This window comes from Legionella maioricensis, assembly GCF_023618015.1.
In the GTDB taxonomy this organism is placed as follows: domain Bacteria; phylum Pseudomonadota; class Gammaproteobacteria; order Legionellales; family Legionellaceae; genus Legionella; species Legionella maioricensis.
In genome coordinates, this window is record NZ_JAJKBJ010000020.1 from 1 (window position 1) to 17,572 (window position 17,572).

Sequence of the window (17,572 nt, forward strand, 5' to 3'; positions counted from 1 at the left end):
GACGTCGAAAGACTAATTGTCAACATTCTCTAAATAATCCTGAAATTCAATGATAATTTAAATGCTGAATCCAGGATTATTTCTTTTGGCGTCTTTTTAGACTTTCTGAATAGTCAAAGATTGGAATTTCAATATGGAAAAAAATAGCCAAAAGTCTTGCAACGAAAATACCGGCTAAAGTAACAAGGACATTGATATTTTTGGGAACATCAAAAAAATCAAGGCTAATAAAAAGTAGAGCGCCGGCAAGGGCAACGACGGCATACAATTCTTTTCTTAAGACCAAAGGGATATCATTACATAAAATATCTCGCAACATACCACCACAAATACCAGTAATCATTCCACTAATCACTGCTACACTGGGTGACATACCATGAGAGAGAACCTTTTGGGTGCCGATAATAACAAAAGTAGATAATCCCAGAGCATCGAGAACTAAAAAAATCTTCATCACTCTCACTAAGGAATGAGCAATAAATATGGTTAAAAAAGCACACAAAGAGGTATATAATAAATACTCAGGATGAGCGACCCAGGTAAGAGGATAAGTATTAAACAATACGTCTCTTACGGCACCTCCGCCTAAGGCAGTAATGCACGCTATAAGCATCACACCAAAAAAGTCCATTTTTTTGCGACCAGCTGCTAAAGCACCCGTTACTGCTTCTACACAAATGCCCATGATAAAAAGATAATGGAGTAACATAAGGTTCATTGCTATTAAAAAAAACAATGATAACACTATTAAAACAAATGGCGAAATACTGAGCTTCGGCTAGAATTTAATTAATAGATAATAGATTTGCACGTAATCGTAGCAGGAGTAATAGATGGCTAGAAACACTGAAAATCAGTCGAAACTATTAATAAATAATATGGATCGTAGTTTACGAGAAAATATCATTAGACTTGATCAAAAATTGAAAGGTTTACGTGCTGAGATTGATGCTAAATTACAGAACTCATTTGTATATGAAGATAATAACAGTCGCGATGAGTATGTTAAGAAATTATCTACGGTTTCTAAAGAAGTGACTGCTGCGATTAAAGGAATAGAAACTTTGGTTAATTTAGTGGCCACTGATGAGGATGCTGAAGAGCAAATTGCATTTCTTCAGGGAGAGGGGATGCAACAATTTAGTGAAATGATAGCCGAGAGTCTGGAAAAAATAACAGAAATTAAAACAAGTTTTTAAATACTTCATTCTAAATCTTTGCCGGCTTTTGATATTGAACAGTAAAAACAGGTTTTTCCTGTTCAAGGGGGGAAATGATGTATTGGTTTTCTCCTTTCCGGTAACCCCGCGCTAAAATCTTAATATTAATCAGTACTACGGTTGCCAAAAAGATAATGATAATACTGGGCGAACTAGGCATTTGAGTTGTTCTAGCCAGATAATCTGATATTAAAGGAGGAAGGCCTGCTGCCAGACTTGCTGCGGTAGAATATACTATGGACAACGCAGTGCAACGGATCTGCAAAGGAAATAATTCAGTGAGTAGCACGGTTGCAACACTGTAATAGCAAGCACATGGAATGGAGATTATCAATTGCATAGAAATAAAGTATCCCGCATTGCCATAATTAATCACGTGCATAAAAGGGTAAGCCAAGATCAGCAATCCGCTACTGGCAAAAATGAGCATTTTAAGCCGGTCTTGACGATCAGAAATCCAACCGAAAACCGGAATAAGCAAGGTTACAAAGACTAAAGACAATGTATTGGAAGTCATAATCAGTGAACGGGAGATATGGGCATATTGAATTGCATGCAAGGGGATGTATAAATAAAAAAAGAAGCCGGTTGTAACCGATAAAAAGCTTGAGAAAAAAGCAAAATGGAACATAAAAGGGTGCTTTTTCACGAAGTGTAGCGATTGCTTATAAATATCGAGGGTGGAGGGCTTTTCTCTATTAGCATAATAAAGGACATAAGCCAGGCTTTCGGGCATTTTTGCTCGAATATAAAATCCAATTAGGGTCGTTACTAAAGCCACTAAAAAAGGAATACGCCAAAGATTCTCATATTCTGGGTAAAGATTTGAATAATAATGGATACCTTCTACAATGAGGCAAGCGAGTAAATAACCTGCTTTTACCCCAACTGAAGACCAGCACCCTCTAAAGCCTCGTTGTTTGCCATCGCCACTTTCCACCAATAACGAAGATGAGTTTAAAAACTCAGAGCCCAGCGCCATGCTTTGGATTATTCTTAAAGCTAATAAAAATCCTGCGGCAAACAGGCCAATCTGATCATAGCCCGGAATCACTCCTATTAAGGCTGTGGAAACCCCCATAATAATAATTGAAACCATAAGAACATTTTTTCGGCCATATAAGTCTGAAAGTAAACCCAAAATAAAAGCACCTATAGGTTTTGCTAAATAGGCTATGAAAATAAGAGACAACATCACGGTGGGGTTGTCTTTATTAATTCCCAGAAGGACACGGGATAACTCAGAAGAGAGAAAGTAACAGATGGACATATCATAAGCTTCTACTATATTACCCATGAGTCCGCCTAATATGGCTTTATTTTGATGTTTCATATTCAACCTGCTTCGATAATGCTTGGGAGGCCAACATATCACAGTGATTAAACAAAGGATTTAACATATTGGAGCAATATTGTCCTATTTGGTAAAACTCTTCTTGTTGAGTCGAGAATAGTTCACGTGTATGCGGGCAGGACTTATGACTTGCTAAAGAATAAATAACGCAATGTTCGTCTATCTTTGCAGCAAGGGCTAAACCTATTGGAAAACCATGTTTGATTTGTTTAAGGTAATAAAGCTCATCATAACGCGTTGGATTATATAACGTTTGCCAAGGCGCCTGGCTGCATAAATTAAACCATAGAGGGTTATAAGATAAATCGTAACGCCAGAGAGAACTATTAAATAAATTAAACTCCATGGAAGGAGTAGAGGAAAAAGTGAGTATCTGGTTATTGGTATTGATGCGCGTTAAAGCCATATGATGAATTTCATGTATTCCTAGTATATCTCTGAATACAGTTGAAACTTTGCTTTTGAAGGCAAAAAGAAGCTCCAAAAACTGGGGATGTGGCATTAAATCATTATGGTTATATTCCATGACTCGTTTTTGTCCTACGTTCCATGCGGATGGCTAAAATGCTTCACTGAAGATAAAGCCAAGTCTATAATTTTTTTAGACTGCTCTTCGTTTGCATTGATTAGACTGATGTCATTAATCAATTCCATCAAAAAGTCAGGCACCTCTTGTTCCTTAAGTTCGCCATTATATAGACAAGCTGCTCTTGTGAAAATATAGTGAAGTAAATTTTTGCTTATTGTGATTTTATTTTGCGAAGTACTTTGATCATTATGAGCATCACCAAATAATAACCAGCCGGGAGAAACCTGTAGTTTCGCAGCAATCTCCATTAATTTAATGGGCTCGGGTATGGCTTCCCCGCGAAGATATTTTCGACAAATCTGCGCTGAATACCCGGTTATCTCTGCCAATTTGTGAATGCATACTCCAGAAGCAGAGCGTTGCGAATTAAATCCCACGGCAATCATTGCATCACGAAGACGATAAGCAAACTGTTTGGTTAAGTTAACTTTTTCCATGGAGATACAAACAACCTGAATGCTGAGAACTTGGTAGAGTGTAACAAAGGGAGAAAAAACCTGCAAATAAAGGCATTTTGGAAACTTAAAGTTTCCTTTTGAAATTAATTGTTGACAATGGAAACTGATTTAGTATAATTTTTAGCGAAACGAAAGGAAACGGTTTCAAAACGTCCAAACACGGAAGCTGGTGATACGCGATGGAACAGGTATCACCTCAAAGTCCAACAAGAGGAAAAGTGGCATAACCATAGCAGCTTGCCTCGCAATATTATGGTCTGAATAGATCCCCTCTGTTCAGACCTTTCTATTAGTTTTGCTGTTTATTGAGTAGTTTAATGGGCTGGAATAAGACTCATAAGCTATTTTAATTAAAGCCATGCCCTAATGGTCTGAGGGTGTTTGGCTTAATCTCTCATAGTAATGTCTTCATCCTTATAGAATGTCTTAATTACATTGCTTTTCTAATTGGCTAAATATGAAAATGAGGCTAATTATAGCCTCACTAGTTTTGATGAGTTTTAATTGGAAGGAGACATGTTATCTCTGAGATTTTGCTCTATATCTTCTACCTCTGGTACTAAAGAGGCCTTGGCTTTAGAGAATAAAGTAAAATTAGAGCGAGTTGCGGAGTTAGTTGCAGAAATCACCGCATTTACCAGGGACTTTAATAAATTGGTGAGATAGTCACCCCAGCCCAACTCCTTTTCCAGTAATGGTTTTGCTTCTTCTATTGCAGCGCTGCAGCTTGTAATAAAGAGTTCTTTCGCTTCCTTGGTGGGTTGGCCATCGAGGTAGATGTCTACGGCTTCTCTCAGCTTCGTTTTCAATTTTTCAGCTACTAATATAGTACCTTCGTTACCGCTTACTTGGGTAATTTTATTCGAAAAATCTTGTAATATTGCTTTTAAGAAGATTTTCTCATCTTCAGAAGATTTTTTTACTTTTCGGGTATCAATTTCAAATTCCAAGTACCCCTGGCGATCTCTTGGCACACTAAAATGTGAACGGTCTGGAGAAGGAAGTGTTGGTGGTTCAAAATCATTGTCCAGTTGTTTTGCATATTCAAAATATACAGCTAAAGTTTTTGGGACACATGAAGACATCATAAATAAAGGACTTTTGGCTGCTCGTTTAATAACAGGGATAGCTATTGGCCAAAAGCTATCAAGATCGCCAATTGCTGCGTCTACTCCCTGATCGTAATCACCAAACCATTTAGCCCTTTCCTCTCTGTATTGTTTGAATTTGTCTTCACCAACATTCTCTGCAAAGATAATCCGATATTTAGCGTCTTCAAGAGCAAGTGCCATATTCAATGTCCCTCTAATAATTTGCTCTAAACTTAATGTAGGGCATACCTCGGGATGGTTAAGGAGGTATTTAGCGACAGCTAATACTTGCGAATTCGTTTCTGTTCCATGTTTGCTTGAATGTATATCATCGGTAAGCGCGGTGATAAAACGTTCGGTAAATTCTCTATCTAGCGCGATGCGGTTAGTGTTTTCAGAGTGTGACATAATGTTGCTCATGATGATTAATTACCATGAAGTGTATATTTTTTCGATAAAAAGATCAAATAATGGAACGTGATTCATATTGGCATTTCTCTTATTTATTTGATTTTTATTCAGGCACCAGTCCGGCTCAGAAGGGGCTTAAGCGTTAACGTGATTGATGAGAATCAAAATAGGAAATCTTTGCTTAAAGAATTTGGTTTTCTTTGCCGATGTGTATAATGAATTCTGACTAATTAGATTTCAGGGAGAATTCTAATGGCGTTAACCCCTAAACAGCAAAACAAAATTGTTCGCTTGATAACAGACAATAATCTTGATATCGATTACAGCGAAAATACTGAATGGAGCAATTTCTGTAAAACCGTCAATCTTTCAGATGTTCTGGTGCTGAAAGTTTATAATTTGGAATCGGCACAAGCGGTCATTAAGAAAATTTATGAGCTTAATCAGCAAAAAAATCCTGAAGATCGTATTACCTGCCGTGTGGCTGCTGGTGGGAAGGATGAGGAAGATTACAGATCATCAGAGTTATTGGAAACTGATAATGAAAAATACAATAAGTCATTTTCCCTAACCGATCTGGTTAGTGCTGATATTGTGATTAACCTTGTTCTTGCTAATGATGTTGACGCCATCCAGCAAGTAGATGCCACTACTGTAAAAATAATACCCGGTCCTCAAATCAAGGCATTTGATGAAATACTGGACAGAACATTCAAATTGGCCACTCAAAATCCCCCCAGTCTTATTAATCGTGTAACTCCTTTCGGTCTTGCCGCAGTGGGGGGGCACGGAACTGATATGCGCAATGGCGGATATGCTGATAATATAAAATCAATCACTTTCCTGTTAATGGATGGGAAGCTTAAAAAAATCGATAGAACTACCAATCCAGAGGATTTTGATACCATTGTTTCGGCACATTTAGGTCTTTTCGGTATCGTTGTTGAGATGGAGCTGGAATGTAAACCCGCTGAGAAACTGGAGTGCGTCCAGACAGCAATGAGCCTTCCTGAGTTCATTGACGCGGTAAAAACGGGCAAATTGCCTCGTAAAGAATACCCTATGTTCAGTGTTTATTATGCACCGACCTACGAGCATGATCTCACTAATACTGAAATCAAAAATATAAAAGTTATGGAGTACCGATCAGTCCCTTTAAATTCCGAAGACAGGAATATTGATGTCCTGGCGAGACAAATGGAACAAGATTTGGAAGTCGAAATAGAAGAGGGTTTAAAAGTTACGGATATTTTGGCTCTATTTCCTCAATTAGTTCCTGCTTATATGAAATATGTGGTAACCCGTTTCGCAATAGGGCGGGGGCAGGTCATATCCGTTGGCCCTGCACCAGATATCTACCATTATCAAGTGAGCTATCCTTGGGACATCAATGATTTTGATTGCTTGTTTCCAGTCAGCGATAATTTTCAAGAGATGATTGATTCCTTTATAAAAGTGGCTAAAGAAACCCAGAAAGCAAAAGATAAAGGAGAGGCGCCGGTGACCTTTGGTGCTTATGCCAGAGTGTTTCTTAATAAGGATTACCCCTTTAGTATCGCTCCAGGTACTCATCACAATAAGAAAAGATTTACCTGTGGATTTGATGTGGTTTCCAGTCCTGGTGCGGTAGGTTTTGAAGCGTTTCGCGATAAAATGGTTCATTATTTTATTAGAAAATTCAAAGCCAAACTCCATTGGGGAAAATATGTTCCCCTTGATAAAGGCATAGATTATGAAGAGATGTATGGTGATGATTTAATTAAATATAGAAAGGTTGTAAAAAATTGGCATATTCAAAATAAACTGGATATTAGACGGTCGCCATTTCTGACAGAATTTCCCTGTAAAGTTTTAGGATTGGATGAATATATTCCAGCAGCCCGGTTTCAGAAAGTGCAGATTTTTTCAATGGCCTCTTCCTCCTCGGAAACTATTATTGATCGAGTCGCAGCGTTAGCTAAATTTATGAGCTGGATTGAAGGCCAGGAAATACAGGATGCACACACCCAAAACTTATGGAGACGTGTTCAGGATGTTCATGATAAGGAAACCAATCAAGCTTATTATCGCACCATAGAACGTTTGGAAGACTATGGTGAAATAGGCAATAGAATGATTGACATGATGAGCAGACTAAAAGAAGGTCAGGAAAATTACTGGAATCCTTATTGGATGAATAGTGGCACCAAACTTAAAAACATCATAGCCGAATTTGAAGCGCTTCCGCCGACAGTCTTGCTTGATGAAGTACTCAATGATAAAGAGTCCAATCTTTATAAAGCGGTTAACCAGCCACGGATTAGTGCATTAACCTTTTTAGGTGCTTTCGGCATTAATCGAACTAAGTCAGTACAGATGGTTGAGGAGAACACTTTCGCTGATGATTCAGATGACGATATAGGTTATCCTTATTGAAGAGGGTTATGGCAATTAGATTTAAGCTTTTAAGGCTTAAATCTAATTGATAGAGCAAGAGGATAAAGTTTAAATAGTATCGTTTTCTAACAAGTGGTGTTCAGGAAAGAAATTGGAATTTTTACCTAATAAAGTTCAAATCACTAAGTTCATTCTGTTGTTCTTCATCGGGATGACGTGGATGACTCAAACATTTGCATTTTTACCCAACAATAACACGCAAACGAAGCCGGTTTCCCCTGGAGTTCAGGTTAAAGTAAAACATCACCGGGAAGTCGTAGTGTTAATCCATGGTTTACTGCGTTCTTACATGAGTATGAGGCCATTAAAACTCTATCTGGAAAATCAAGGTTATCAGGTATATTACTATAATTACCCTTCGGCAAAATACACGATTCACGAACATGCAATTTATTTGAACCAATACATCAATCGTATATTAGCGATCCATTCAGGGATAAAAATTCATTTTGTCACTCACAGCCTGGGGGGCATCATTGTCAGAGAGGCATTATCTAGATGGCCACCCGATCAGTTGAAACATATTGGCACCCTGGTGATGCTGGCACCTCCTAACCAGGGTTCCTTGCTCGCCAAGCTATCTACAAAAATGTTTCCCCTAATCACCTCCTCAATAAAACCATTGGCTGAGCTAAGTTCAGACAAAGAGTCCTACGTGCATCATGTGCCGGTGCCAAATATTAAGATGGGTATAATCGCTGGGCGGTTTGACGCCAAAGTTCCGCCTTCCTCGGCCTGGTTGCAAGGGCAAACTGAGCCTATGGTCATCAACTCCACGCATACTTTTATTATGAATCATGCAAAAACAAAGAAGTTAATTCTTACTTTCCTGGAGAGGGGATCATTTGAGGAGTGACGGGATGACACTATCCCGTGACTCTGGTAATTGGGATTTAGCTAAAGGATGGCGCGTCATTGATAAATTTCTGCAGGGTTTCTGTTAAAGGAACTCTAAGCTGTTTGTGTCGACTTTCCTGGCCTCGTAATAAAGTAATTTGTGTTTTAGGTATCTTAAAGAGTTTTGCTATAAAGAGGATGAGTTCTTTATTAGCCTCACCCTCTTTAGGTTGGGCATGCAGGGCAATATGTAATGCGTCTTTGGTTATTTCCAAAAGAGCCGTTTTTTTTGCATTAGGTTTGGCATACACATTGAGTGAAACATGTTGTTCATCTATTTTGCACCACATAAATTTAATCCAAAAATCGTTTTAAATGATTTGCTTTATAATACTACCTTATTATATAATTCAAGCCAATTTGAATGCAGGTCGAATTATAGGCACGTAGCTCAGTGGTAGAGCACCACCTTGACATGGTGGTGGTCGGTGGTTCGATCCCACTCGTGCCTACCATATAACCTGAATTATATAGTAGAATCTAAAACAGCAACTACTGCACAGATTATTAAGGTTTAAACCCTGCTTGCTATGCAGGGTTTTTTTTTGAAAAAAGAAGTGCTTTACGGACGCAAAGACGGATAAAACTATGCCCAACATTAAATTGCCTGACGGAAGTGTAAAACATTTTGAAGCGCCCTTAACCATTTATGATGTAGCGCATCATATCAGCCCGGGGTTAGCCAAGGCTGCATTGGCCGGTCGTGTAGATGGTCGTTTAGTAGATACCACTTATCTTATTGAAACCGATTGTTCCTTAGTTATAGTGACTGAAAAGCAAGAGGACAGCTTGGAAGTTATTCGTCATTCTACTGCTCATTTGCTCGCTCAAGCCGTAAAATCTCTTTTTCCCACTGCTCAAGTGACCATAGGTCCAGTTATTGATGATGGCTTTTTTTATGATTTCGCATTCCAAAGAGCATTTACTCCAGAAGATTTGGAATTAATAGAAGCAAAAATGCATGAACTGGCTAAAGCCAATTATCCTGTTACTCGTAGGGTATTACCACGCGATGAAGCAATAAAATATTTTAAAAGTTTAGGGGAAGAGTATAAGGCAAAAATTATTGCTGATATTCCCGCCGATGAAGTGCTTTCTCTATATAAGCAAGGTGACTTTGAAGATCTGTGCCGAGGTCCCCATGTACCTTCAACCGGATTTTTAAAAGCATTCAAACTGACTAAGTTAGCCGGTGCGTATTGGCGTGGTGATTCTAATAATGAAATGCTACAGCGAATTTATGGTACCGCTTGGGCAGATAAAAAGTCCTTGGCTGACTATTTATTCAGAATGGAAGAAGCGGAAAAGCGTGATCATCGTAAATTAGGCAAAGCTTTGGATTTGTTTCACTTCCAGGATATTGCTCCGGGAATGGTTTTTTGGCATCCCAAAGGATGGACGATTTACCAAGAGTTAGAGCGTTATATGCGCATGCGATTGGCTGATTTTGGTTATCAGGAAATTAAAACCCCTCAATTGGTGGACCGAGTACTTTGGGAAAAATCAGGTCATTGGGATAACTTTAGAGATGAAATGTTTGTTACGGAAACAGACAATCGCCACTATGCTGTAAAACCGATGAATTGTCCTTGCCATATTCAAGTCTACAATCAAGGTTTGAAAAGTTATCGAGATCTGCCATTAAGACTTTCGGAGTTTGGTAACTGCCATCGCTGTGAGCCTTCTGGTTCATTACATGGATTAATGCGGGTTCGCAATATGGTGCAAGATGATGCCCATATTTTTTGTACGGAAGATCAAATTCAATCAGAAGTAGCGATGATGTTGGAGCTGGTCCAATCAGTTTATACTGATTTTGGATTTAATGAGATCAAATATCGTTTAGCGCTGCGACCTGAAAAACGCGTAGGCTCTGATGAGGTTTGGGATAAAGCAGAAAATGCCCTGAAACTTGCCATGAAAGGAAGAAATATTGAATGGATAGATGCCCCTGGTGAGGGTGCATTTTACGGTCCAAAGATTGAGTGTTCCTTGTCTGATTGCCTGGGCAGGATATGGCAATGTGGAACCATACAAGTCGATTTTTCCATGCCTGCACGTTTAGACGCCAGTTATATTGCTGAAAATGGTAATAAACAAGTTCCGGTCATGTTGCATCGAGCAATATTAGGTTCTTTTGAACGTTTTATGGGTATTCTAATAGAGCATTATGCTGGGAAACTACCGTTATGGCTGTCTCCAGTACAAGCTTCGGTACTCACTATTAGTGAAAAACAGAATGAATACGCAGAAAAAGTGAGTCAAATTTTGCAAAAAAGAGGTATTCGTGCAAATTTTGACTTGAGAAATGAGAAAATTGGCTTTAAAATCCGTGAACACACTTTACAAAAAGTACCTTATTTATTAGTTATAGGCGACAAAGAAGTTGAAGCTGGTCAAGTCGCTGTACGAACTCGTGAAGGTGCGGATTTAGGTGTGATGACAATAGATACAATTTGTGATACCTTGACGCAAGAAATTGTCCGTAAGGGATCTCTATAAATAACGAGCTGGAGGAATAAACCATTAGTGCACCAACTAAGCGTGAAAATGATCGCGCACGAATTAATGAACAGATCACTGTACCTGAGGTACGCTTAATTGATGTCGATGGTAACCAGGCAGGAATTGTATCAACAAGAGAAGCACTGCGTGCAGCAGAAGAGGATGGATTGGATTTGGTTGAGATATCACCAACAGCCAAACCCCCGGTCTGCCGCATTATGGATTATGGTAAATTTGTCTTTGAACTGAATAAAAAACAAGCTGAAGCAAGAAAAAAGCAAAAGCAAATTCAGGTTAAGGAATTAAAATTCCGTCCAACAACGGAAGATGGAGATTATCAGGTCAAGCTACGCAACCTGATCCGTTTCCTCAATCATGGTGATAAGGTCAAAATTACGCTGCGTTTTCGTGGTCGTGAGATGGCTCATCAAGAACTCGGTATGAAAATTCTGGAACGCATCCAGGCGGATACGGCTGAATTTGCGGTTGTTGAGCAGCATGCTAAGCGTGAAGGAAGACAATTACTGATGGTATTATCACCCAAAAAAACTAAGTAGCTAAATAATATTTGTTATGAAAAACAAATATCAATGCGGAGTATTATGTTATGCCAAAGTTAAAGTCACATCGTGGAGCAGCTAAACGCTTCCGTAAGACAGCGAGTGGTGCGATTAAACGTCGTGGCGCTTATAGAAACCATATCCTCACCAAGAAGTCTACTAAGCAAAAACGCCATTTACGCGTAGGTGCCAGTACTTTGAAGCCATGCGATGCGCGTTTGGCAGAGCGTATGTTGCACGGTAGTTAAGGGGAGGATTAAAAAATGCCAAGAGTTAAACGTGGTGTGACAGCGAAAGCCCGTCACAAGAAAATTTTAGATCAAGCTAAAGGTTATTACGGTGCACGTAGCCGGACCTATCGCGTAGCGAAACAAGCAGTAATTAAAGCTGGTCAATATGCATATCGTGATAGACGTCAGAAAAAACGACAATTCCGTGCTCTATGGATAGTTCGTATTAATGCACAAGCTCGTGAATGTGGTATGTCTTATAGCCGTTTGATTGATGGTTTGAAAAAAGCATCAATTGAGCTGGATAGAAAAATACTGGCAGACATGGCTGTTAATGATAAAGTAGCCTTTGCTGCAGTGGCTGAACAAGCTAAAGCTGCATTAGCAGGTTAATTTGTTATTAGATGGGTCTTAGTTTGATGTAAGTGACTTTAGATCTTAAATTCATTTGTAATAGGCCCAGCGTAACTAAATTTAAAGTGGTTACAAAATAAAAAATATCGAGGAGGCTAAGGCCTCCTTTTTACTTGTGGGTATAAATATGCAGGATATCATCACCATACAAGAACAGGCTTCTGAAGCAATTAATAACGCACAAGATATTGCTATTCTGGAACTAATTCGCGTTGACTTCCTAGGAAAAAAAGGCAAACTGACTGAGATTTTAAAAGGTCTGGCTGGTTTATCTGCCGAAGAAAAGCCTAAAATGGGGCAATTAGTCAATCAAGCAAAACGTGACATCAGTGCATTGATTGAAACGAAAATGCTGGAATTAAAAGAAATACAATTAGCAGCGAAATTATCAGCAGAGAAAATAGATGTAACCCTTCCTGGACGCAACAAACAGTCTGGTTCATTGCATCCCGTGACTCAAGTGAAACACCGAATTAATGAGTATTTCAGTCGTTTGGGTTTTGATATTGTTGACGGACCTGAAATCGAAACTGAATTTTATAATTTTGAGGCGTTAAATATTCCCGGACATCATCCAGCTCGTGCAATGCATGATACCTTTTATTTTGGTGATGGACGTTTACTGCGCACCCATACCTCTCCAGTACAAATTCGTACAATGGAACAGCGTAAACCACCATTTCGCTTAATTGCTCCTGGAAGGGTTTATCGTTGTGATTCTGATCTCACTCATACGCCCATGTTCCATCAGGTTGAAGGATTATTGATTGATCAGCAGGCTACATTAGCCGGATTAAAGGGATTGCTGCAGGACTTTTTTGCCCATTTTTTTGGTCGCGAATTAGCGCTTAGATTCAGGCCATCCTATTTCCCTTTTACTGAACCTTCTGCGGAAGTAGACATAGAGTGTACCCAATGCAGTGGTAAGGGATGCCGTTCATGCAAATTTACTGGGTGGCTTGAAGTACTGGGTTGTGGCATGGTGCATCCAAACGTGTTGCGAGCAGTTCATATTTCTCCTGATGAGTATCAGGGATGGGCTTTTGGTATGGGTATGGATAGATTAGCCATGTTGTATTATGGAATAGATGATCTACGGATGATGTTTGAAAACGATCTAACCTTTTTAAGTCAGTTTTAATTTACTCGTCGCAAGACAAGTGGTTGTATAAGTGATGGGGACGATAGATGAAATTAAGTAAGTTATGGTTACGTGAATGGGTTAACTTCTCGTTAACTGAACAAGAGTTAGCTGCTCAATTGACTATGGCTGGTTTGGAAGTAGACGCCGTAAGCCCTGTAGCAGGGGAATTTAGTCATGTGGTTGTTGCTGAAGTACTTAGCACAAAACCTCACCCAGATGCTGATAAATTGACTTTATGTGACGTTAAGGCCGGCAACGATCAAACGTTGAAAATTGTTTGCGGTGCTGCGAATGTGAGACCAGGATTAAAAGTTGCTTTGGCAATGATTGGAGCCCAATTACCTGGTGGTCTCAAAATTAAAGAATCCAAACTACGCGGTGAATTATCACAAGGAATGCTCTGCTCAGTGACCGAACTGGGGCTGGCGGAACAATCTGAAGGCATTATGGAGCTAGAAGAAGATGCTCCCGTGGGCATGAATTTACGTGAGTATCTGGTTCTTGATGATCATATATTGGATATTGATTTAACGCCTAATCGCGCTGATTGCTTCAGTGTTTTAGGTATTGCTCGTGAAGTAGCCGTATTAAATAAACTGCCTCTATCAGAACCCTCCATTAGTACTGTTGCACCTGCAATTGATGATGTACTAACCATTAATTTAAAAAATGCTGAGGCATGTCCTCGTTATTGTGGCCGTATTATTCGTAATATTAATTCTGCCGCAACAACTCCCTTGTGGATGGTTGAACGATTGCGTCGAGGTGGAATCAGAGCCTTGCATCCGGTTGTTGACGTGATGAATTATGTGATGCTTGAGTTAGGTCAACCTATGCACGCTTTTGATTTGGCTAAGTTAAAAGGGGAAGTTACTGTTCGTTTTAGCAATGAAGCAGAACATCTGGAACTATTAGATGGTCAGGAAGTAACCTTAAGCGACAAAGTATTAGTGATCGCTGATAAAGAAAAGCCCTTGGCTATGGCTGGTATTATGGGAGGGGCGGACAGCGCAGTTCAAGCCCATACTCAAGATGTATTTTTAGAAAGTGCTTATTTTAATCCGGTGATTATCGCTGGAGTTGCCAGAAAATATGGTTTGTTCAGTGATTCATCACAACGTTTTGAGCGTGGTGTCGATCCTTATCTGCAAATCAAAGCTCTGGAGCGTGCAACATCATTGATTTTATCCATTGTGGGTGGGCAGGCTGGCCCAATAGTCGAATCCAGCAATGCGGCGCATGTTCCTGCAAAAGCTCAAATTTCTTTTGATACCAATAAGGTGAAGAAACTAACTGGCCTTACTATTTCACTGGAAGAAATGAAGAGTTTGTTAGAAGGCCTAGGTATTAAAATTATTCAGGATAAGAAAGGCATTCTTGATGTAGAGGTTCCTTCTCATCGATTTGATGTGCAACAGGATGTTGATTTGGTTGAAGAAATCATTCGCCTGTATGGCTATGATAATTTAAAAGCTCAGCCAATGAATGCATTGGTTCAGGCAGGTAAGGCCAGTGCTAATGAGCGTATTGCCCAGCAACTCGCAGTTTGGTTTAGAAGTCGAGGATATAATGAAACGATAAGTTACAGTTTTGTCGATCCCGAGCTACAAGATGCAATTTATCCCCAACATGAAGTGATGCAGCTACTGAATCCAATTTCGTCTGAGTTATCGCAAATGCGAGTTGGTATGTGGCCTGGGTTAATTGCATCCATGATGTATAATATTCACCGCCAACAAAATGCAATTAAGTTTTTTGAAATAGGTGTGGTGTTTGATGTGGAACAAGGCCAGTTAAATGAGCGAGCCTGTATTGCTGGTTTGTTAATGGGGGAACAAGGTGGGGTAAATTGGAGCGAGACTATCCGCTACTTTGATTTTTTTGATCTCAAAGGAGATTTACAGTCCTTATTTTCATTATTAAAATTAGAGCATGTTGCTTTCGTTCCAGCAACGCATGATGCGTTACACCCTGGTCAGTCGGCGCAAATAATGATCAATGATCTGCCTGCTGGGTGGCTAGGTGTGCTTCACCCAAAATTGACTGATGCATTGGATCTGCCTCATGATGTGATATTATTTGAAATGAATTTGGCGCAATTAATTAATCTTCATGCGCCACGCTATAAAACAATTTCAAAATATCCGCAAATCAGAAGGGATTTATCCTTTTTGGTTGATACCCAGATTAATGCCATGCAAATTGAAGAGGCAGTTAGAACCTGCGTCAAAGAAGACTGGTTAAAATCCTTTGATGTATTTGATGTGTATGTAGGAAAAGGGATTCCCGAGGGTAAAAAAAGTTTAGCAGTAGCGATGACTTTGCAAGATGATAGTCGAACATTAGTTGATGCTGAGATCAATTCATTAATTGGTGCTATAATCAAAACATTGCAAAATGAATTTTCAATCATATTGAGGGAGTAATCGTGAGCGCACTAAGCAAAGCTATTATGTCGGAAACCTTGTGTGACGAATTAAAGCTGTCTAAGCCAGTCTCAAAGGAAATGGTAGAAAATTTTTTTGAAGAGTTGCGCTATGCTTTGGAGCATGGGCAGCATGTAAAATTATCTGGGTTTGGTAATTTTACATTAAGAGATAAACCACAACGACCAGGTAGAAATCCAAAAACTGGTGAGGAAATCCCAGTGGTGGCTCGAAGAGTGGTTACTTTTAAGCCTGGTTTAAAATTAAAGACAAAAATTGAAGCAATAGGAAAATAGCTGATTGACTTATTATATCAAGCACGTACTCTTATGCACTAATCAGAAGCCCGCCGGGAAACAATGTTGCGCAAATTCTGGTGGTGAACCTTTTTTTGATTACATGAAAACCAGGCTATTGGAATTAGACATGCATGGCCCTGGGAAGATTCGTGTAAGCAAAACAGGTTGTTTAGGTCGTTGTGCATCGGGTCCATGTCTGGTAATTTATCCCGAAGGGGTGTGGTATACTTATTCGTCTTTCTCTGATATTGATCAAATTATTGATAGTCATTTGATTGCAGGAGAAACGGTAGAACAACTTTTAATTGACCGATAACTATATTGCTATTTTAAAAGGTTTGTTTGAGTATATCGATTGGTTATAAAAAAAGAGGAGTTTCCACTTCAGCAGGTGGAATTTGATGTTTTTACAGGGATTTAATTAATTGTTCATAAATTTTTATCCTTTTTACTTGTAGGATGTTTCTGTTTTGGTTAAAATCGCCCGTCCATGATAGAAAGATTACCAATTTAGGCGGTTCGGAGTTTATTTAATGAAGACATTTAGTGCCAAAGGCCATGAAGTCAAACGTGACTGGTTCGTGGTCGATGCCAGCGATAAGGTTTTGGGTCGCTTAGCAACTGAGATTGCCCGTCGTTTACGTGGCAAACATAAAGCTGAGTACACACCTCATGTTGATACTGGGGATTACATCATTGTTACTAATGCGGAAAAAGTCACTGTGACTGGCCGTAAATTTAATAACAAAATGTATCACCATCACACTGGTTTTCCTGGTGGTATCAAATCGGTTACTTTCGAAAAAATGCAAGGTAGAAATCCTGCAAAAATTATCGAACTTGCTGTAAAAGGCATGCTACCAAAAAACCCATTGGGTAGAGAGATGTATCGCAAATTGAAAGTATATGTGGGCAGTGAACATCCACATACTGCACAGCAACCCAAGCAACTAGAGATTGAGGAATAAGTACTATGGCTGAAATGAAGCAATACTACGGCACTGGTCGTAGAAAAAGTTCAACAGCTCGCGTTTTTTTACGTCCCGGTAAAGGTGAGATCAAAGTTAACAACCGTACTTTGCAAGAGTATTTCTGTCGTGAAACTTCTTGCATGGTGGTTATGCAACCTCTGGAAACTGTTGAGCTGGTCAACAAGTTTGATATTTTTGTCACCGTAGTTGGTGGTGGAATTGCTGGTCAAGCTGGAGCAGTTCGTTTAGGAATAGCTAGAGCATTAGTTGCGTATGATGAAAAAGATTTGGCTGAAGATGCTGAACCTAATCCTAATTCATTTCGCCGAAAACTTCGTGCGCGTGGTCTGCTGACTCGTGATTCACGTCGTGTAGAAAGAAAGAAAGTGGGTTTGCACAAAGCACGTCGAGCTACTCAATACTCCAAACGTTAATTGTTTATCGATTAATAAAACCCCGCATTGCGGGGTTTTTTTTATTTAAGATTTTTCCAATACATTCCAAGATACACACCCTCAATTTATTTTTTATTAAAAATGCGCTGCGACTTTATCACGGCGCTCTCAC

Annotated in this window: 19 protein-coding genes and 1 tRNA gene; 14 read left to right on the forward strand and 6 right to left on the reverse strand. The window is 39.4% G+C overall.

All coding sequences use genetic code 11. The annotated features are described in order from the left end of the window. Positions 1-76: 76 nt before the first annotated feature. A complete protein-coding gene (locus LOX96_RS13750) occupies positions 77-709 on the reverse strand; it encodes a trimeric intracellular cation channel family protein (protein WP_250423035.1) in 633 nt (210 codons plus the stop codon). Positions 710-833: 124 nt separating this feature from the next. On the opposite strand from LOX96_RS13750, the gene LOX96_RS13755 reads away from it, so the two are divergent. Beyond that, positions 834-1,199: a hypothetical protein gene (locus tag LOX96_RS13755; RefSeq protein WP_250423037.1), complete on the forward strand. Its 366-nt coding sequence runs from the start codon at positions 834-836 to the stop codon at positions 1,197-1,199. A 10-nt stretch (positions 1,200-1,209) separates the two neighbouring features. Here LOX96_RS13755 and LOX96_RS13760 read toward each other — a convergent pair whose 3' ends face one another. The 4 genes from LOX96_RS13760 to LOX96_RS13775 form a co-directional block, all read right to left on the reverse strand. Further along, positions 1,210-2,553 (reverse strand): MFS transporter, encoded by a 1,344-nt coding sequence (locus tag LOX96_RS13760; protein ID WP_250423039.1) that lies wholly within the window; start codon positions 2,551-2,553, stop codon positions 1,210-1,212. Beyond that, a complete protein-coding gene (locus LOX96_RS13765) occupies positions 2,537-3,100 on the reverse strand; it encodes a hypothetical protein (protein ID WP_250423041.1) in 564 nt (187 codons plus the stop codon). The genes LOX96_RS13760 and LOX96_RS13765 overlap by 17 nt, the downstream gene beginning before the upstream one ends. A gap of 14 nt (positions 3,101-3,114) precedes the next feature. Then, positions 3,115-3,600 carry a helix-turn-helix domain-containing protein gene (locus LOX96_RS13770; protein ID WP_250423043.1) on the reverse strand — a complete coding sequence of 162 codons (486 nt, stop codon included), beginning with the start codon at positions 3,598-3,600 and terminating at the stop codon, positions 3,115-3,117. A gap of 521 nt (positions 3,601-4,121) precedes the next feature. Continuing rightward, entirely contained in the window at positions 4,122-5,120 is a 999-nt protein-coding gene (locus tag LOX96_RS13775) for a hypothetical protein (protein ID WP_250423045.1), read from the reverse strand. 255 nt (positions 5,121-5,375) lie between these two features. Here LOX96_RS13775 and LOX96_RS13780 point away from each other — a divergent pair, with 255 nt between their 5' ends. Further along, positions 5,376-7,538: an FAD-binding oxidoreductase gene (locus tag LOX96_RS13780; protein WP_250423048.1), complete on the forward strand. Its 2,163-nt coding sequence runs from the start codon at positions 5,376-5,378 to the stop codon at positions 7,536-7,538. 181 nt (positions 7,539-7,719) lie between these two features. Further along, complete coding sequence (locus LOX96_RS13785; RefSeq protein WP_431606643.1) at positions 7,720-8,415, forward strand: esterase/lipase family protein; 696 nt, start codon at positions 7,720-7,722, stop codon at positions 8,413-8,415. Positions 8,416-8,452: 37 nt separating this feature from the next. On the opposite strand, the gene LOX96_RS13790 is transcribed toward LOX96_RS13785, so the two are convergent. Beyond that, complete coding sequence (locus LOX96_RS13790; protein WP_250423052.1) at positions 8,453-8,746, reverse strand: DUF167 domain-containing protein; 294 nt, start codon at positions 8,744-8,746, stop codon at positions 8,453-8,455. 90 nt (positions 8,747-8,836) lie between these two features. Between LOX96_RS13790 and LOX96_RS13795 the strand changes: the two genes are divergently transcribed. The 11 genes from LOX96_RS13795 to rpsI all read left to right on the forward strand — a co-directional run bounded on the left by LOX96_RS13795 (position 8,837) and on the right by rpsI (position 17,439). Next, a tRNA-Val gene (locus tag LOX96_RS13795) sits at positions 8,837-8,911 on the forward strand. A gap of 133 nt (positions 8,912-9,044) precedes the next feature. Then, entirely contained in the window at positions 9,045-10,958 is a 1,914-nt protein-coding gene (gene thrS, locus LOX96_RS13800) for a threonine--tRNA ligase (RefSeq protein WP_250423054.1), read from the forward strand. A 23-nt stretch (positions 10,959-10,981) separates the two neighbouring features. Continuing rightward, positions 10,982-11,518, forward strand: a complete 537-nt coding sequence (infC, locus tag LOX96_RS13805) for a translation initiation factor IF-3 (RefSeq protein WP_250423154.1) — start codon at positions 10,982-10,984, stop codon at positions 11,516-11,518. 50 nt (positions 11,519-11,568) lie between these two features. Beyond that, a complete protein-coding gene (rpmI, locus tag LOX96_RS13810) occupies positions 11,569-11,769 on the forward strand; it encodes a 50S ribosomal protein L35 (RefSeq protein ID WP_035889291.1) in 201 nt (66 codons plus the stop codon). A 15-nt stretch (positions 11,770-11,784) separates the two neighbouring features. After that, the gene (gene rplT / locus LOX96_RS13815) at positions 11,785-12,144 is read left to right on the forward strand and encodes a 50S ribosomal protein L20 (RefSeq protein WP_250423056.1); all 360 of its coding nucleotides are present in this window, start codon (positions 11,785-11,787) and stop codon (positions 12,142-12,144) included. Positions 12,145-12,292: 148 nt separating this feature from the next. After that, complete coding sequence (pheS, locus tag LOX96_RS13820) at positions 12,293-13,306, forward strand: phenylalanine--tRNA ligase subunit alpha (RefSeq protein ID WP_250423058.1); 1,014 nt, start codon at positions 12,293-12,295, stop codon at positions 13,304-13,306. A 47-nt stretch (positions 13,307-13,353) separates the two neighbouring features. Further along, positions 13,354-15,735, forward strand: a complete 2,382-nt coding sequence (gene pheT, locus LOX96_RS13825; RefSeq protein ID WP_250423060.1) for a phenylalanine--tRNA ligase subunit beta — start codon at positions 13,354-13,356, stop codon at positions 15,733-15,735. A gap of 2 nt (positions 15,736-15,737) precedes the next feature. After that, a complete protein-coding gene (locus tag LOX96_RS13830; RefSeq protein WP_250423062.1) occupies positions 15,738-16,031 on the forward strand; it encodes an integration host factor subunit alpha in 294 nt (97 codons plus the stop codon). Between the two features lie 4 nt (positions 16,032-16,035). Further along, positions 16,036-16,350 (forward strand): (2Fe-2S) ferredoxin domain-containing protein, encoded by a 315-nt coding sequence (locus LOX96_RS13835; protein WP_250423064.1) that lies wholly within the window; start codon positions 16,036-16,038, stop codon positions 16,348-16,350. Positions 16,351-16,567: 217 nt separating this feature from the next. Then, positions 16,568-17,002: a 50S ribosomal protein L13 gene (gene rplM, locus LOX96_RS13840; protein WP_250423066.1), complete on the forward strand. Its 435-nt coding sequence runs from the start codon at positions 16,568-16,570 to the stop codon at positions 17,000-17,002. Between the two features lie 5 nt (positions 17,003-17,007). Beyond that, the gene (gene rpsI, locus LOX96_RS13845) at positions 17,008-17,439 is read left to right on the forward strand and encodes a 30S ribosomal protein S9 (RefSeq protein ID WP_250423069.1); all 432 of its coding nucleotides are present in this window, start codon (positions 17,008-17,010) and stop codon (positions 17,437-17,439) included. The last annotated feature ends 133 nt before the right edge of the window (positions 17,440-17,572 follow it).

Excerpts from the sequence above, each read along its gene's own strand:
- rplT (WP_250423056.1), top strand. The coding sequence starts at position 11,785 with ATGCCAAGAGTTAAACGTGGTGTGACAGCGAAAGCCCGTCACAAGAAA.
- LOX96_RS13755 (WP_250423037.1), top strand. The coding sequence starts at position 834 with ATGGCTAGAAACACTGAAAATCAGTCGAAACTATTAATAAATAATATG.
- pheS (WP_250423058.1), top strand. The coding sequence starts at position 12,293 with ATGCAGGATATCATCACCATACAAGAACAGGCTTCTGAAGCAATTAAT.
- rpmI (WP_035889291.1), top strand. The coding sequence starts at position 11,569 with ATGCCAAAGTTAAAGTCACATCGTGGAGCAGCTAAACGCTTCCGTAAG.
- rpsI (WP_250423069.1), top strand. The coding sequence starts at position 17,008 with ATGGCTGAAATGAAGCAATACTACGGCACTGGTCGTAGAAAAAGTTCA.
- LOX96_RS13785 (WP_431606643.1), top strand. The coding sequence starts at position 7,720 with ATGACTCAAACATTTGCATTTTTACCCAACAATAACACGCAAACGAAG.
- thrS (WP_250423054.1), top strand. The coding sequence starts at position 9,045 with ATGCCCAACATTAAATTGCCTGACGGAAGTGTAAAACATTTTGAAGCG.
- LOX96_RS13780 (WP_250423048.1), top strand. The coding sequence starts at position 5,376 with ATGGCGTTAACCCCTAAACAGCAAAACAAAATTGTTCGCTTGATAACA.
- LOX96_RS13750 (WP_250423035.1), bottom strand. The coding sequence starts at position 709 with ATGTTACTCCATTATCTTTTTATCATGGGCATTTGTGTAGAAGCAGTA.
- LOX96_RS13765 (WP_250423041.1), bottom strand. The coding sequence starts at position 3,100 with ATGGAATATAACCATAATGATTTAATGCCACATCCCCAGTTTTTGGAG.
- pheT (WP_250423060.1), top strand. The coding sequence starts at position 13,354 with ATGAAATTAAGTAAGTTATGGTTACGTGAATGGGTTAACTTCTCGTTA.
- LOX96_RS13760 (WP_250423039.1), bottom strand. The coding sequence starts at position 2,553 with ATGAAACATCAAAATAAAGCCATATTAGGCGGACTCATGGGTAATATA.
- LOX96_RS13775 (WP_250423045.1), bottom strand. The coding sequence starts at position 5,120 with ATGTCACACTCTGAAAACACTAACCGCATCGCGCTAGATAGAGAATTT.
- LOX96_RS13790 (WP_250423052.1), bottom strand. The coding sequence starts at position 8,746 with ATGTGGTGCAAAATAGATGAACAACATGTTTCACTCAATGTGTATGCC.
- rplM (WP_250423066.1), top strand. The coding sequence starts at position 16,568 with ATGAAGACATTTAGTGCCAAAGGCCATGAAGTCAAACGTGACTGGTTC.
- LOX96_RS13770 (WP_250423043.1), bottom strand. The coding sequence starts at position 3,600 with ATGGAAAAAGTTAACTTAACCAAACAGTTTGCTTATCGTCTTCGTGAT.